We start from the raw sequence: 15,967 nt of genomic DNA on the forward strand, positions 1-15,967 counted from the left end.
CAGCGACCCAGTGGCTATTCCCGCGATTGGGCAGCCGTCGCAACCTACTGAAACAAGAGAGCGTCCTTCACATATGCCACGCGTCCGAGCGACACCTGCAACGCTCCGACAAGGTCGGCGACAACGAACTCCACTCGAATGTCAAGCAGTTCTTTATCATGCGTCACGACGAGTCGCGTTGCACCTTCGCGAAAGACATCCAGAATCCGGCGCCCTTCGACCAGCCACACAAGTTTGACTGACCGCCCCAGCGGATCGACGACCAGCTCTACGCTGTCCCCGCCGGGGGTCACCGAACGCAAGATCAGTGTGCCGGGCTCGTCCACTACCCGTTCGACGTCCAGTTGATCGAATTCTGACAACTCATCGACAGCCGGAATCTCGAACTGCTGATATGACATTACCCTCCACCTCTTGGGATTACCGTAGTGAGACGAAGCCCCTCTGACGATGGCTGCCAAGTGGATTCTAGCTTCAAGAATCCACCCGGGCCCGCCAGCAGCGACTCACGTATCTGGAACTCGCCGTACTCCGTAGTGAACGTGCGAAGGATGTTTGTGTTCGTCGACACGACGCTGTCGAAATGCGACTGCAAGAGTTCACGACCTGATGGCGTGTCGTGAATCCCAATTCGGGCCATTTGAGCGGCATTCTGGGCTGACCGGTCAGCATTGTGCTGATTGGAGTCGACGTTTCCGAAAATGTAGTCGTACTTGCCCGGATCCACATGCGCGACGGGGCCATCCTCGTCGCACGCGGTCGGCACCAACCCCAGCGGATCGGTCCATCCCGTCGGATTGTGCGGGTACGCACTCGGATTCGCCGCCGGCGCCAACCCCAGCGGATCCTGCGTGACGTACCGGGCGGTGCCCGGGTCGTAGTAGCGGTGAAGGTTGTAGTGCAGCCCGGTCTCGTCGTCGTGGTACTGGCCGGGGAACCGCAACGGCGTGGACGCGCCGTCCCACGTCGTCCGGCCCCACAGGTCGGCGGTGGCGGACCCGGCGACGTCGACCGCGTCCGGGTCGATCAGCTCCACCGGGGTGCCCACGAGGTCGGTGACGATCGCGTAGAACTCGGCGTCCACCTCGCCCTGGCTCGACGCCTGGGTCAACGGGGTGAAGGTACCGGGGCGGTAGTTCCAGGTGGTGACCGCCTCGCCGCGCCGCTGCTCCACGAGCTGCGTGCCGTCCCAGGTGTACCGCGTGGACTCGAGCACCGCGCCCTCGTCGCCGAGCCGCGACTTGGTGGTTCGGCGGCCGAGCGCGTCGTAGGTGTACCGCCAGCGCCGGTCGTCCGGGGTGATCACCTCGATCAGCTGGTCGAAGGCGTTGTAGCTGTACTGCCAGATGTCCGGCTTCCGCGACAGCCGGGTGGTGGTCTTGCGGATCAGCCGTCCCGCCGCGTCGTACCGGTACCGGGTGCGGCCGTCGCGAACCAGCAGGTTGCCGCGGCACTCGCGCCGGTCCCACCCCTGCCCGGCCGGCCGCGCCGCGGTGATGTTGCCGAGGCCGTCGTAGGCGTAACCCTCGGCCGCCGAGCCGTTCTCGGCGACGGTGGTCACCCGCCCGACCGCGTCGAGGGTGTAGTCGCGGCGCACCGTCGCGTCGGGGCGCACGGTGGTGTGGTCGGCGAGGTAGCCGTCGGACCGGTAGCCATAGGCGTCCTCCCGCAGCACCGTGGGAGTCGAGGCCGGCCCCGGGCCGAGGGCCAGGTTCAGCGCCGACGCCGGGTTCGCGACCACCGACTGGGCGGCGAGTTGCCCCCGTGCCGTGTGCGTGTGCGCGACCGCGAGCTCGCCGACCCGCCATCCCGTCATCGCGCCGCGCGCGTCGTGGGTGAAGTCGAGCCGGTGCCCGTTCGCGGTCAACGCCGCCAGCCGCCCGGCCGGGTCCCAGCGCCAGGTGGTGTCACCGCCGCCGGGCGAGATCCGTCGGATCCGCCGCCCCGCGAGATCGTGCTCGAAGCGCAGATCGAGCCGGCCGCCCACCGTCTGCGACGTCAGCGCGCCGGTCGCGGCGTACTCGAAATCGACAGTGTGGGCGGCGGTCTCGCCGGTTCCCGACTCCCCCTGCGTCACCCGCCCGGCCAGGTCGTGCCCGAACCGGAGGTACTCCCCTGTGTCCGCGCGCACGCCGGTGAGCCGGCCCAGGATGTCATAGGTGTTGGTGCGGGTGACCCCGGTCGGCGTCATCACCGTCGCCACCCGGCCCATCGCATCATGGGTGTACGCGGTGCTCGCGCCGGTGAAGTCGGTCTCCGACACCAGCCGTCCCGCGCGGTCGTAGCGGTAGCTCCAGGTGTCGCCGAGCGGGTTGATCACCGCGGTCAGGCGGCGTTCGGTGTCCCAGGCATAGCGGGTCACTGATCCGTCGGGGTCGGTCCGCGCGGACAGCAGGTCGAAGTCGCCGTACTCGTGGAAGGTGCGTGCGCCACCGGTGTCGGTGTGGGCGAGCAGGTTTCCCTCGCCGTCGTACTCCCACGACTCCTCGGCGCCGTCGGGGTGTGTTCGCCCGGTCATTCGGCCATCCGCCGACCAGCGGTAGCCCGTGGTGGCGCCGGTCGGGTCGGTGACGGTGACCGGGCGCCCGAAGCCGTCCCGTTCGATGCTCGTGACGGCCCCGGTCGGGTCGGTCACGGCAGCGGGGAGCCCGGCGTCGTCGCAGTCGACGAACGTGGTGGCGCCGGTCGGGTCGGTGACCCGGGCCAGCGACCCGACCGGGTGGTAGCCGTACCCGGTCCGGGCGCCCGCCTCGTCGACGACGGCGATCAGCTTGCCGTCGGCGTCCCACTCCCGACTGCTGGTGGTGCCGTCCGGGTTGTGCACCGCGGCGGGTCGTTTCGGTGCGGCGTACTCGACCGCCAGCACGGCGCCGTCCGGTCGGGTGATCCGGGCGACGTCGCCGTCGGGCGTGTACAGGTATGCGGTGGTCGCGCCGTCGGGCGTCCGGACCCGCAGCGGTTCGCGGCGGGCGTTGTAGTCGGTGTGGGTGTGCGCCCCGGTCGGGTCGACGAGGTCGCGCAGCCGCAGGTCGTTGTCGAAACCGTGCGTGGTGGCGGCGCCGGTCGAATCCGTCACGACCGTCATCCGGCCGGAGCCGTCCGGGGTGTCGGTGTACTCGAATCTGGAGTCAAGGATTCCGGCGGTGCCGTTCTGCACCACGACGCGTCCCTCGTCGTCGTAGGTGTTGACCATCCGGTTGCCGTTGCTGTCGATCCAGGTCAGCATGCGACCTTCGGCGTCGTAGCCGTAGCGGGTGGCGGCGCTGCCGCCCTTGATAACCGCGACGAGATGCCCGGCCTCGTAAGCGAATCGGCGCACAACGATGGCGGCGCCGCCGTCCACGACGGACAGTGCGGTGACCCGACCGCCCGCGGTGTCGATCAGCACGCGGTAGCCACCGGAGTGGGTGATCTCGGTGGGTGCGCCGTCGGGCCCGTAGTGGAAGAGGATGCGGTTGCGGTGCCGGTCGGTGATCGCGCTGATCGCGAGGTTGCCCAGCGCGGAATCCAGTCCGGCCAGCTCGGCCTTGGGGGCGAAGTGCCAGCTGAGGTCGCGGTCCGGATCGTGCACCCGGTAGCCGCCCGTCTCGGTCCGGGTCAGCGGCCACCGCTGTCCCGACGAGGGCAGCGTCTGGGCGCCGACCTCGGGGTGCGGATAGCTGAGCATCACGCCGTCCTCGGCAAGGAAGGCGACGCCCGACTCCTCGACGACGATCCGCAGGTCCAGCGTCGCCGACCAGCTGGGCCCGAACCAGCGCCCGAACCGGTAGCCGGACCGGTGCCGTCGCCCGAGGACCAGCGGCAGGACGCCGGGCAGGGTGAGATCGGTTTCCGGGAGCAGGAATTCACCGGTCGCGACGTCGACGGGGTCGCGACCCTCGCAGTTCTGGTCGCTGGTGCGGTCGCTGTCCACGCCCGCCTCGTCGGCCGCCCGGTTGGCGCCGCTGTCGGCCTCCGCCAGGTCGTGTGGTGTCGGGTTGGGCTGGTCGCCGCCGTCGTGCGCGCCGGGGGTGTCGACGGAGGGCGGCGTCGCATCCTCGGCCCCGGCCGGCCGGGTCTCGACCTCGGGCGTCGCCCCGTCCAGGCGAGGCGCATCGGCGCCCGGCCCGGTCGCCTCGGGTGTCGGCGCGTGCCTGCCCGCGTCCGCGACCGTTTCGGCCAGCCGTGCGGGCCCGGCGAAATCGCCCGCGGCATCGACCATCCGCTCGACCGAGCGGACCGCCGCGACACCGCCGCCGCCCCCGGCGGTCGCGGCCGTCAGGATCGCGTCGCCGGTGAGGCTGCCGGCGAACTCGAACGGATTGTCCAGCGCGTCGTCGACCATCGTGGACACCACGGCGCCGGGGTCGGCCGCCGCGACGAACAGCCCGGTGGCCAGGTCCGACATCGCGGCCCCGTACTCGGCGGGGTGGGTCAGGTTGTACTGGTCCGTGGGGTTGACCTGGCGGACGAACTGCACGATGCCGGTGAGCCCGGTGAGCAGGCCGGAGCCGAAGTTCGTCTTGGCGACCTCCAGCGCATCCGTGGCGTCCGCGAGGTTGGCCACCATCCGCTCGGTGAACGGCGGCTCGGTGGGCGCGGCCGCGGTGGCCTGCGCCAGCGCGCCCGCGACCTGACCGGCGACGCCGTCGCGCTCGATCCGGGCGCCGCGCAAGAGCTCTCGGGCCGCATCCTTCATCGCGCTCCAGCTGTCGGCGAGCTGGGTGCCGGCCTGCGCGTCGGCGCTGAGCGCGGCGTAGGCGGTCTTCTTCGCCAGTTCCTCCCGCTCGGCCTGCCTCCACATCTCGACCGCCTGCGCCGCGCGGGCCTGCGCCGCCTCGACGGTGTAGCTCCAGGAGGTCAGGCTTCGCCCGGCGGCGCTCATCGCGTCGGCGGCCTCGTGCCAGAGTCCCGGCTGCTTGTCGTACACGGCGTTGAAGCCGTCCGCGGCCGTGCCGGTCCAGCCGGCGGCATCGATCGTGCGCAGCGCGTCGCCGGTGGAGCCGATGCTGCTCGAGAGCTCGTTGAGGGTGGTGGTGGCCTCGGCGATGGCCGCGGGTTCGCCGCGGATCAGCTCCTTCGGCTGCTCGGTCTGGCCGAGCTCCAGCTCGTCGACGGCGCCGCCGGTCAGGCTCGCGACCTGATCTCCGAGATCGGTCAGCGCGTCGGCGATCCCGTCGACACCGAGGCGGCGGGCCAAGCCGGAGGCGGCATCGAGGCCGGAATCGGCGGCCTGCCCGAGGCTTTCGATGCCCGATTCGACGGCGTCCTCGACGAACTCGCCCGCGCTGTCGATCGCCCCCGTGGCGTCGTCCCAGGTGTCACTGAGCCAGCTCACCGGTTCCCCCTCCCCCGGCGGTCATCTCGGCGGCGAGCGCGGCGGCCCCGGTGTTCCATCCCCGATCCGCCTCCACCCCGACGGCACCCGCGAGCTGCGGCGCCACGTTCGCGAACGCCTGCGGCGCAACCTGTTCGATCACCTCGTTGTTGGTCTGGATCGTCTGAGCCGCCTCCGCGAAGGACTCCGCGCTGTAGTCCGGGTGGAGGACGTGGTTGACGGCGTTGTCCGCGAGGGTGTCCTCCCAGCTGCGCTCCGCGATCTCCTCGCCGCTGAGGTGCGGGTTGCCCGCGATGTGGGTCCACATGGTCTTGAAGGTGTCCGAGACCTTCTGCTCCATCTCGTGATACATGCCCGCGTCCAGCTCGAGGACCCGGGCGATCTCGTTGGCCGACTGCACCAGGCTCCGGACGCCCCAGGACCAGCGCTCGGCGAACTCCTCGAGCCCCGACTGCACCTCTTGCTTGCCCGCCTCCATCGGCGAGAGCGCCAGCAGCGAGAAACCGCGCCCGACCGCGGCCGTCTCGCCGATCCCGAGTCCCTCCAGCGATCCGGTGATCGCGGTGATGCCCTGCGCGGCCTGCACCAGCACCTGCGGGTCGACCCCGAGTTCGTCGCTCACGACCGGACCTCGGCGGGCGGGAACGCCATGGGCGACCGGCCCGCGATGTCGACGACCACGCCGGTCGGGTTCGGCAGGCCTGGCACGAGTTCGTCGACGATCCGGCCGCCGAGCAGGGTGCGGAATGCCCGGCCCTCCTGGCCCCCGCGGGCGGCGAGGTACCGGGCGTACTCGACCTCGCCGGTGAAGGCGCAGATCCAGTCCAGCCCGCCGACGGCGCTGGTGAGCAGCCTGTCGTCGTCCGTCACCGGGATCAGCAGCACCGACGAGCGCATCGCGTCGGTCAGCGCCCTCGGTTCGCCGAACCCCTGATAGAACGCGTCGATCTCAGCCAGCAGCGCACTGCAGCCGCCGTCCACCGCCCCCATGTAATCCCCCCGGATTGACTACTGACCCCCCGGACGCCGCGCAGCCGGGCGGACCGGCTGCGGCGTCACTCGGCTCAGAATAGCCGTCCCGGCGCGGTGGTCGCGCGCTCTCACTCCCGCCCGGCGCCGAGCAGCCGGTGGGCGCACAGCCCCACGTACAGCTCGGCGGCGTGCACCGGGTCGGAGAAGTCCCGGCCCGTCAGCTCCTGGATCCGGCGCAGTCGGTACAGCACGGTGTTGCGGTGATAGTGCAGCTGCGCGGCCGCGGCCGTCGTCGATCCGCGGGCGGAGAACCAGGCCTCGAGGGTCGTCAGGAGGCTGCGCTGCTCGTCGGCGGGCAGGGCCAGCACCGGCCCGAGGACCTGACGGGCGGCGAGGTGACCGGCGTCCGGCTGCCGGATCACCAGCAGCGGCACCGGAACCGAGTCGTAGCGCGTCGGGTCGCCCGACCCGTCGGGCGCGCAGCGGCGGGCCTGCCTGGCCTGCTCCACGGCCGCGCCGATGCCGCCCGGTCGACCGAAGCCGCGGCTCACCCCGACGGATCCGCCGCCGATCTCGCCGAGCGTGCCGAGGGCCGCGTCGAGTGCCGCCTCGGCCGGTGCCCACAGCAGGCCGATGCGGCCGTCGACCTCGGTGTCCCACACCGAGTCGATGCCGACCGTGCTCAGCCTGGACCGCAGCGCGTCGGCCGACAGGCAGGACGACGAGTCCCGCACGGACACAACCAGAAAGGCTCCCCGCTCGGGAATCCGGAACGCCCGCACCGCGTCCGCGACGCCGGCCGGGTTGAGGGCGTGGTTCGCGAACAGCGTCCGGATCAGCCGCCTGCTCGACTCCGCGTCCTCCCTGGCACGCCTGTCGGCCGCCTCCCGGTAGGCGTCGGCCGCGGCGTCCGAATACACATCCACTAGCGCCCAGACCTGCGCGGCCATGTCCAGCAGCCACTGGCTGGCGCGCCCGTCCGAGCGCGCCGTCAGCTCCTCCCAGATCAACCGTCCGCCGAGCCGGAAAGCGTGCAGCAGCGCGGCCAGCGACACGCCCTGCTCCGCCTTCATCCGCCCGGCCGCGCGGGCCGACTCCAGTCGGACCGGCGCGGTGCCGTCGAGGTTCGCGAGCATCGAGGACAGGTTGTCCCAGCAGGCGAACCGCAGCTGCTCAGGCGTCAGCAGCGAGGCATCGGCGTAGTCCTGCTCGGCAGCCACGATGCGCGCGACCAGCTCGTCGGCGAGATCATCCACCGACGCGCGCATATCGTGCAGCAGCTCGGTGGGCGTGGGCGGAGCGATTTCCGGACTGACGGACATCGCCCCAGGGTAGCCGCCCCGGAGTGACCCACGCCATAGCAATTTGTGCGGTCGCACAAACGGGCCGTCGACTTCGGCGCCCGTCCGCCTATGGCGCCCGGCCCCCGATGCGACGAGGATCACAGTAGAAGATCCGACGAGTCCGGCCCCCGCCTGCCTCGAATCGAACGGAGTTGTCCAGTGTCCGATCACGACCCCGCCAGCACCCACCCGGCCATCGATCAGGCCCTGGCCGACCTCGTCGAGGGCGAGAAGGCCTGGGCAGGCCTGTCCCTGGGCCACCGGCGGCAACTGCTCGACCGGGTCCGCGACCTGACGGTGCAGCACGCGGCCGAATGGGTGGCAGCGGCGGTGCAGATCAAGGGGCTCGACCCCGACTCCCCCCTGGTCGGCGAGGAGTGGATATCCGGTCCGTACTCCGTGGCCACCGCCGCGACGACGCTGTCCGCCAGCCTCGAAAAGCTCGAGTCCGGCACCAGCCCGCTGGCCGACGCCGCCTTCGGCACCGCCCCCGGCGGCCGCACCACCGTGCGGGCGCTGCCGATGAGCGTCTTCGACAGGCTGCTGCTGAGCGGGTTCAGCGCCGACGTCTGGCTGCAGCCGGGCGTCGATCGTGCGACGGCACAGCGCGAGGCGGGCCTCGCCCAGCTCGATCCAACCCGGACGCAGGGCGTCGGGGTGGTGCTGGGCGCGGGCAACATCACCTCGATCGCCCCACTCGACACCCTGTACGAGCTATTCGCGCACAACCGCGTCGTCGCGCTCAAGCTCAACCCGATCATGGATCGGATGCTGCCGGTCTTCGAGAAGGTGCTCGAGCCGTTCATCGCGATCGGCGCGGTCCGGATACTGACCGGCGGCGCCGACGTCGGCACCTACCTGACCCGGCATCGGCTGGTCGACCACGTGCACATGACCGGCAGCGCGCTCACCCACGACGCGATCGTCTTCGGCACCGGCGAGGAGGGCGCGCGCCGCAAGGCGGCGGGCGAACCCGTCCTGGACAAGGGCATGACCAGCGAGCTGGGCGGGGTGTCGCCGACCATCGTGCTGCCCGGCGCCTGGAGCCGCGCCGACATCGAGTTCCAGGCCGAGCACATCGCGACGCAGCGCCTGCACAACGGCGGCTACAACTGCATCGCGTCGCAGGTGGTCGTGCTGTCCTCGCGGTGGCCGCAACGCGACGAGTTCGTCGCCGCACTGCGCGCCGCCGTCGACCGCGCCCCCGCCCGCCCGGCCTACTACCCGGGCAGCGACGACCGGGTCGCCTCGGCCACGCAGTCCTACCCGAAGGCCGAGCGGCTGGGCGAGCGCGGCGGCCGGGTGCTGGTGTCGGGCCTGCAGCCCGACGAGTTCGCCCCGCTGCTGCAGACCGAGTACTTCGGGCCGGTGCTGGGAGTGATCGAGCTGCCGCACGAGGGCGAGCAGTTCGCGACCCGCGCGGCGGAGGTGGTCAACGAGCAGTTCGTCGGGACGCTCGGGGTCAACATCATCGCCGAGCCCGGCACCATCGACTCGATGGGGACGCGGTTCGACGCGCTGCTCGAGTCGTTGCGGTACGGGACGATCGCGGTGAACGCGTGGACCGGGGTCGGGTACCTCACCCCCGCGGCGACCTGGGGCGCGTTCCCCGGCCACACCCTCAGCGACGTGCAGAGCGGCATCGGGGTGGTCCACAACGCGCTGCTGATCGACCGGCCTGAGCGCACCGTGGTGCGCGGGCCCTTCCGGCCGTCCCCACGGTCGCTACTGCACCGCGAATGGTCGATCTCGCCGAAGCCGCCGTGGTTCGTCACCAATCGGACCGCGGCAGGCACCGGACGGCGGCTGACCGAGTTCGCGGGCAAGCCGTCGTGGACGCGCCTGCCGGCGATCTTCGCCTCGGCGCTGCGCGGCTGAGACCGGCGGTTCCTCACCGTGACGAGAACCGCTTCCCCCCAACACCTTTCGATGTGGAGATGAACGCATGATCCAGGAAACGACGGTCGCCGACTATGTCATCGTCGGCGCGGGGTCGTCCGGCGCCGCGCTGGCCGGTCGGCTCAGCAACGACCCCCGCACCGAGGTCGCCCTGATCGAGGCCGGGCCGCCGGACAAGGACAAGTTCGTCCACATTCCGGCGGCCTTCTCCAAGCTGTTCCGCAGCGAGGTGGACTGGGACTACCTGACCGAGCCGCAGCCCGGGCTCGGCGGCCGCAGCATCTACTGGCCGCGGGGGAAGACGCTCGGCGGTTCGTCGTCGATGAACGCCATGATGTGGGTGCGCGGCTTCGCCGCCGACTACGACGAATGGGCCGCACTGGCCGACGACTCCTGGTCCTTCGGCAAGGTGGTGGAGTACTTCCGCCGGATCGAGAACGTGGAGGGCGGCGCGGCCACCGACGACGCCGGCACCACCGGCCCGCTGACGGTGAGCCGACAGCGCTCGCCCCGAGCGCTGACCGGCGCCTACCTGGAGGCGGCACGCGAGACGGGATTCCCGGTCGAGCGCGCGAACACCGCCCAGCCCGAGGGCTTCTCGCAGACGATGGTCACCCAGAAGCGCGGCGCCCGATGGAGCACGGCCGACGCCTACCTCGCGCCTGCGCGCAAGCGCACCAACCTGACGGTGCTCACCGAGGCCACCGCGACCCGGGTGCTGTTCGAGGGATCCGCCGCCGTCGGGGTCGAGTACATGCAGGGCGGCGTGCGCCGCACGGTCCGCGCCCGCAAGGAGGTGGTGCTCGCAGGCGGCGCGATCAACACCCCGCAGCTGCTGATGCTGTCCGGCATCGGCGACGAGGAGCAGCTACGTAGGCACGGCATCGCCGTGCGGCACCACCTGCCGGAGGTGGGCCGCAACCTGTCCGATCACCTGGTGTCGATGCTCGGCTACCGCGTCGGATCGGACACGCTCTTCGCCGCCGAGAAGCTCCCCGAGCTCGCCAACTACCTGGTCCGGCGCCGCGGGATGCTCACCTCGAATGTCGGCGAGGCGTACGGGTTCACCCGCAGCCGTGAGGAACTCGCGCTGCCCGACCTGGAGATGATCTTCGCGCCCGCCCCGTTCTTCGACGAGGGCCTCGTGCCCGGCACCGAACACGCCGCGATCCTCGGCACGATCCTGCTCAAGCCGGAGAGCCGCGGGGAGATCACGCTGCGGTCGGCGGACTACGCGGACAAGCCGATCATCGATCCGCGCTACCTCAGCGACGACGGCGGCGTCGACCGCCGCGCGATGCTCGAGGGCCTGCGGGTGTGCGAGGCACTCGCCTCCGCCCCGTCGCTGAAGTCCCGTCTCGGCGAGATGATCCGGCCCGCCGTGACCGCCCCGACCCCCCTCGAGGACGTGCTGGCGACCGCGCTCGAGCGCAACTCGCACACCCTCTATCACCCCACCGGAACCTGCCGGATGGGCAAGGACGCGGCCAGCGTCGTCGATCCCGAGCTGCGGGTGCGCGGGGTGGACCGGCTGCGCGTGGCGGACGCGTCGATCATGCCGACCATCATCCGCGGCCACACCCACGCGCCGTGCGTCGTGATCGGGGAGAAGGCGGCCGACCTGCTCCTACGGTCGAACTGAGCGGGCAGGCCGGGCCGCGGGTGACGCGTCGCGCGCCTACAACGACTTCGCGATGATCCCCTTCATCACCTCGTTGGCACCGGCATAGATCTTCTGGACGCGGGCGTCCTCGTACATCCGCGCGATCAGGTACTCGCGCATGTAGCCGTAGCCGCCGTAGAGCTGGACGCACCGGTCGATCACCGCGCACTGCTGCTCGGTGAGCCAGTACTTGACCATCGCCGCCTCGGACGGGTCCAGCTCGCCGCGCAGGTGCGACTGGATGCAGTGGTCGAGGAACACCTCGCAGGTGCGCGCGATGGTCTGGCACTCGGCCAGCTCGAAGGCGGTGTTCTGGAACTCGAAGAGGCTGTGCCCGAACGCCTGTCGCGACTTCGTGTACGCGACGGTGTCCTGCACGGCCCGGTTCATCGCGCCCGACGCCTGCGCGCCGATGATCAGCCGCTCCTGCACCAGCTGCGCCATCAGCTGGCCGAAGCCCTGCCCCTCGGCGTCGCCGAGCAGGTTCGACACCGGCACCCGGACGTCGGTGAACGAGAGCTCCGAGGTGTCGGCGCCGTGCTGGCCCACCTTGTCCAGCACCCGTCCGACGGCGAACCCCGGGCAGTCGCGCAGGTCGACGATCAGCAGGGACACACCCTTGGCGCCCGCCTTCGGGTCGGTCTTGACGACGAGCACGATCACGTCCGCCGAGGCGCCGTTGGTGATGAACGTCTTCGAGCCGTTGACGATGTAGTCGTCGCCGTCGCGGATGGCGGTGGTCTTGATGGCCTTGAGGTCCGAGCCGGCGCCGGGCTCGGTCATGCCGATGGCGGCGAGGATCTCGCCGGTCGCCATCCCCGGCAGCCACGTCTTCTTCTGCTCCTCGGTGCCGTACTCGGCGATGTAGTGCGGAACGATGCCGCTGTGCACGGAGATCCCGAACGCGAGGTCGCCGGCGTAGCCCTGGGCCTCGAAGACGGCGAGGTCGTGAGCGAAGGTGCCGCCACCGCCGCCGTATTCCTCCGGGATGGAGCAGCACAGCAGGCCCAGCTCGCCTGCCTTGAGCCACACCTCGCGGTCGATGCGGTGCTGGGCGTCCCACTTCTCGTTGTGCGCGACCACCTCCCGCTCGAAGAATCCGGCCGCGAGCTCGGACAGCGCACGGACCTCGTCGTCGTGCCAGCTGGGGAGGTACTTCTTCACGACGTCGACCGCCTTCTGAGATGTCCGGACGCCGGCCGCGTCTGTCGGCCGGTCACTACTTGGTGCCCATGCTAACGATGTGCACATGGACCGGCCGGGCAGCACCGCCGCTGCTGCCGCAACTCGTCGGCGGGCAGCATGCCGCCTGGCAGTTGATGCGCGAGAATGCTTACTTCCGTGGGCTTTGAGCAGGCCGAGCCCGGTGACGACCCCTTTGCCCGAGTACGCCCGCTTCCAGTAGCGTCTGGACATGTGTCTAGTGAAGCTAAGTTCGAATCCACTCGCCGACGCCTGACCGAGCAGCAGGCCGAGACCGTCGACAAGCTGACCACAGCGGCCGTCGCGGTGCTCCGGGAGCAGGGATTCTCCGGCCTCACGGTGCGCATGGTGGCGACGGAGGCCGGCGTCGCGGCCGCCACCGCGTACACCTACTTCTCCTCGAAGAGCCACCTCGTCGCGGAGGTGTTCTGGCGGCGCCTGGCCGCGATCCCGCGGGAGGTACCCACCGACCTCGATCCCGTCGCCCGGGTCTGCCAGGTCCTGCGCGACGTCGCGCTGCTCGTCTCCGACGAGCCCGCCCTGGCCGCGGCCGCCACCACCGCGATCCTGGGCGACGACCCCGACGTCGAACACCTGCGGTTGCGCATCGGCAAGGACATCCGCGGGCGCCTCGTCGCGGCCCTCGGCCCCGGGCACGATCCGGACGTGCTCGAGGCGCTCGAGATCGCGTGGTCCGGGGCGCTCGTCCGGGCCGGAATGGGCTACGAGTCCTACACCCAGATCGCCGATCGACTCGAGACCACCGCCAAGCTGATCATGGCGGGTCAGCAATAGCGTCGCCCGCTACCAGGCCTTCGCCCCGACCAGCGGCAGGTTCAGGAAGCTCGGGCGGTCCGGCGACAGCTGGACGTGCTGCGGCCGGTTCTGACCGTCGGCCATCATCGGGCCGAGCGGCAGGTACCGGGGAACGCTGGCGGCGTAGACATCCACCCGCAGCCGGTGCCCCGGCTTCAGCAGCGCGTCGGTGGGCACCAGGTTGATGTCGACGGGCGTCACCTGGCCCGGGATGACGGGCTTGCGCGCGGACACCGTCAGCTTGTGGTGCGGTTCAGTGTAGTCGCCGTTCGCCGACCGCTGGCTCAGCGCCTCGTCCACCTCGCGCAGCGACGCGGTCAGCGCCCCGTTGGTGAGCGTGGTCGAGGTGCCGTCGGGCGCGACGTCGTTGAGGGTGACCGCCCAGAAGCCGTCGAGCGCGTCGAGAACGGTCTCCAGGTGCAGGTTCACCGGACCGGACAGCTCGGTCGGCTCCGCGACCGGGGCGCTGGTGAACGCGAGCCCCTCGGCCTCCTGGATCCGGGAGTCCTTGCTGCACACCGAGCCCAGGATCACGGTCATGCCCGCGGTGCCCTGCGCGCCGTCGCGGGAGCAGAACCCGCGCAGCCCCGGGGCCGCCGTGAGCCGCGCCGAGCTCTGCGGCGTGCCCGCGACGAGGCTGCCGTCGCGCGCCGCGTGGCCCGCGGTCCCGCTCGGCGCGTCCGACAGGTACATCCGCTGGTACTCGACACCCGCGCGGGGGAACTGGTCGGTCGTCGTCCAGCCGTTGCCCTGCTGGTACAGCGTGACCGGGCCGTAGCGGTCGATGCCGTTGTCGATTCCCTTGAGCCACTTGTCGAACCAGGCCCGCTCCAGGACGTCGAGCCGCGGCGGCGCGCCCGCCTCACCGAATCCGCCGCCGAAGGTGACGTGGTAGTTGTCGCTCATGATCAGCTGCTTCTGACCGGCCGGGAGCGGGATCGCGTTGTAGACGCGGGGCTCGCTGTTGGCGAAGATGTCGTGCCAGGCGCCGTAGAGCATGGTAGGCACGGCGATGTTCTCCACGTTGGCCTTTCGCTCCTGATAGAAGCTGCCGTCCTGCGCGACGCGCAGCGTGGTGGGATCGAGATCGTTCACGGTCGGGACGGTCATCACCTCGCCCAGTTCGGCGATCAGGGTGAGCGGGTCGCGCAGCCGGTCCTGCAGCCACTGCTGGTCGAACCGCTCCTGTACGAGGGACTGCACGTCGGGGATGAGCTTGGTCCCGTTGACGAGCGCGAGCCACACCGGCATGAAGCCGACGCCGAGTCCGCCTCCGGTGCCGACGATGTCGCGGATCAGGTCGTTGCCCGGTTCGGTCGGGAAGATCGCCTTCAGCGCGGGCGGGCGGTACCCGGCGGCCTGCAGGGAGTTGATCCCGGAATAGGACACGCCCGCCATGCCGACCTTGCCGTTCGACCACGGCTGCTTGCTCACCCAGTCGATGATCTCGACGGAATCCTGCTGCTCACGCGGGCCGAGCGTCTGCCACTGCCCCTGGGAGAATCCGGTGCCGCGGGTGTCGACGACCACCTGCGTGTAGCCGCTGCGGATGAGGTCCCGGTTCACGGCGAACACGCGCATCCCGCCGCCGGTGAGCACCTTCGCGGTCTCGCCGACGCCGTCCAGCGGGGTGCCGGCGAGGTCGTAGGAGTTGACCAGATCGACGAGCGTGTCCTCGAGCCCTGGCACGGCCATCATCGAGTCGACCATGTTGCTGACCAGCTTGGTGTAGGGCGTCACGTTGAGGATCGACGGCATCTTGGTGTCGACCGGCTTGCCCGAGGCGTCCGCGGGCCGATAGACGTTGCCCTTGAGCACGGTTCCGTCGCTCATCGTGATCGGCACGTCCCAGTCGATCGCGACGACCGGGTACTCCGGAGGGGCGTCGGCGGTGGCCAACCACTTCTCGCCGTCCGCTCCCCCGCTCGGGTCGGCGGACGCGGCGCCGCCCGGCGCGACCGCGAGGCCGATCGCCAGGGTTCCTGCCAGGGCCAGCGTTCCGGTCCGCGACAGCGACCCTCGTCGAGTCATCCGTGTGCGCATCGCTACTCGAACCCCCCATGGATTCTCCGGTGACGCTCGATCGCCGGGTGGCCGCCGTCACAAACTTACTGGATAGTAACCACCCATACACCCGCCGTCAATACTGAAGTTAACCTCGATTCGCCACTGGGGGAAGCCCGTATCAGCGTTGTGCGAGAAGGCAATTCGCGCCCGGACTACGCCCAGCCGGACCCCTGTCGCGCGGCCTGATGCTCGACCAGTCGCTCGACGGTTGCGATCAGCCGCGCGCGCTCCCCCGCATCGAGCGGCGCGAGCAGGTCCTCCTGGGCCTCGACCGCGAGTGCCCCCAGTCGCCGCAGGCGCCGATCCCCCTCGGCGGTGATCGTGACGACATTGCGACGCCGGTCGAGCGGGTCCGGCTCGCGCACGAGGTGGCCGCCGCCCTCGAGTTCGCCGACCACGGCGGCGATATCGCTGCGATCGAGGCGACAGTGGCGACCGAGCGACGCCTGGCTGAGCGGACCGCAATCGGCGAGCGCGGACAGCACCGAGTAGTGCCACCGGTGCGCCCCGGCCTCCGCCATCCGCTCGTTGAGCAGGCGCTGGGCGTGGATACCCGCCTGCCCCATCAGCCAGGTCGGCGATCGACGCAGCGCGTCCGGCGGGCCGTCATCGGTGGACTCCATGCGCACCATCCTAATAACCGTTGGCGCCACCAACAAGTTCTGTTATCGTTGGCGCCACCAACAA

Annotated in this window: 11 protein-coding genes; 3 read left to right on the plus strand and 8 right to left on the minus strand. The window is 70.7% G+C overall.

The features are described from left to right. Positions 1 to 44: 44 nt before the first annotated feature. The 5 genes from RM1_RS17175 to RM1_RS17195 form a co-directional block, all read right to left on the minus strand. A complete protein-coding gene (locus RM1_RS17175; protein WP_072752958.1) occupies positions 45 to 401 on the minus strand; it encodes a hypothetical protein in 357 nt (118 codons plus the stop codon). Then, a complete protein-coding gene (locus RM1_RS17180; RefSeq protein WP_072752959.1) occupies positions 401 to 5,317 on the minus strand; it encodes a putative T7SS-secreted protein in 4,917 nt (1,638 codons plus the stop codon). Before RM1_RS17180 ends, RM1_RS17175 begins: the two co-directional genes overlap by 1 nt. Beyond that, on the minus strand, positions 5,301 to 5,939 hold the full coding sequence (locus RM1_RS17185) for a hypothetical protein (RefSeq protein ID WP_072752960.1): 639 nt from the start codon (positions 5,937 to 5,939) through the stop codon (positions 5,301 to 5,303). Before RM1_RS17185 ends, RM1_RS17180 begins: the two co-directional genes overlap by 17 nt. Beyond that, the gene (locus RM1_RS17190; RefSeq protein WP_072752961.1) at positions 5,936 to 6,307 is read right to left on the minus strand and encodes a hypothetical protein; all 372 of its coding nucleotides are present in this window, start codon (positions 6,305 to 6,307) and stop codon (positions 5,936 to 5,938) included. Before RM1_RS17190 ends, RM1_RS17185 begins: the two co-directional genes overlap by 4 nt. A gap of 110 nt (positions 6,308 to 6,417) precedes the next feature. Further along, entirely contained in the window at positions 6,418 to 7,611 is a 1,194-nt protein-coding gene (locus RM1_RS17195; protein WP_072752962.1) for a PucR family transcriptional regulator, read from the minus strand. A gap of 180 nt (positions 7,612 to 7,791) precedes the next feature. On the opposite strand from RM1_RS17195, the gene RM1_RS17200 reads away from it, so the two are divergent. Both RM1_RS17200 and RM1_RS17205 read left to right on the plus strand, forming a co-directional pair. Further along, entirely contained in the window at positions 7,792 to 9,510 is a 1,719-nt protein-coding gene (locus RM1_RS17200) for an aldehyde dehydrogenase family protein (RefSeq protein WP_245816414.1), read from the plus strand. 67 nt (positions 9,511 to 9,577) lie between these two features. After that, positions 9,578 to 11,173, plus strand: a complete 1,596-nt coding sequence (locus RM1_RS17205) for a GMC family oxidoreductase (protein ID WP_072752963.1) — start codon at positions 9,578 to 9,580, stop codon at positions 11,171 to 11,173. A gap of 36 nt (positions 11,174 to 11,209) precedes the next feature. Here RM1_RS17205 and RM1_RS17210 read toward each other — a convergent pair whose 3' ends face one another. Then, entirely contained in the window at positions 11,210 to 12,358 is a 1,149-nt protein-coding gene (locus RM1_RS17210; RefSeq protein WP_072752964.1) for an acyl-CoA dehydrogenase family protein, read from the minus strand. 252 nt (positions 12,359 to 12,610) lie between these two features. On the opposite strand from RM1_RS17210, the gene RM1_RS17215 reads away from it, so the two are divergent. Then, on the plus strand, positions 12,611 to 13,192 hold the full coding sequence (locus RM1_RS17215; RefSeq protein ID WP_027502337.1) for a TetR/AcrR family transcriptional regulator: 582 nt from the start codon (positions 12,611 to 12,613) through the stop codon (positions 13,190 to 13,192). Positions 13,193 to 13,201: 9 nt separating this feature from the next. Here RM1_RS17215 and RM1_RS17220 read toward each other — a convergent pair whose 3' ends face one another. After that, positions 13,202 to 15,244, minus strand: coding sequence for a CocE/NonD family hydrolase (locus RM1_RS17220; RefSeq protein ID WP_072752965.1), 2,043 nt, complete (start codon positions 15,242 to 15,244; stop codon positions 13,202 to 13,204). Between the two features lie 188 nt (positions 15,245 to 15,432). Next, positions 15,433 to 15,903: a MarR family winged helix-turn-helix transcriptional regulator gene (locus RM1_RS17225; RefSeq protein ID WP_072752997.1), complete on the minus strand. Its 471-nt coding sequence runs from the start codon at positions 15,901 to 15,903 to the stop codon at positions 15,433 to 15,435. Positions 15,904 to 15,967 lie beyond the last annotated feature (64 nt).

Source organism: Rhodococcus maanshanensis NBRC 100610 (assembly GCF_001894865.1).
Lineage (GTDB): Bacteria > Actinomycetota > Actinomycetes > Mycobacteriales > Mycobacteriaceae > Rhodococcus_G > Rhodococcus_G maanshanensis.

Excerpts from the sequence above, each read along its gene's own strand:
- RM1_RS17220 (WP_072752965.1), bottom strand. The coding sequence starts at position 15,244 with ATGACTCGACGAGGGTCGCTGTCGCGGACCGGAACGCTGGCCCTGGCA.
- RM1_RS17195 (WP_072752962.1), bottom strand. The coding sequence starts at position 7,611 with ATGTCCGTCAGTCCGGAAATCGCTCCGCCCACGCCCACCGAGCTGCTG.
- RM1_RS17175 (WP_072752958.1), bottom strand. The coding sequence starts at position 401 with ATGTCATATCAGCAGTTCGAGATTCCGGCTGTCGATGAGTTGTCAGAA.
- RM1_RS17205 (WP_072752963.1), top strand. The coding sequence starts at position 9,578 with ATGATCCAGGAAACGACGGTCGCCGACTATGTCATCGTCGGCGCGGGG.
- RM1_RS17225 (WP_072752997.1), bottom strand. The coding sequence starts at position 15,903 with ATGGAGTCCACCGATGACGGCCCGCCGGACGCGCTGCGTCGATCGCCG.
- RM1_RS17190 (WP_072752961.1), bottom strand. The coding sequence starts at position 6,307 with ATGGGGGCGGTGGACGGCGGCTGCAGTGCGCTGCTGGCTGAGATCGAC.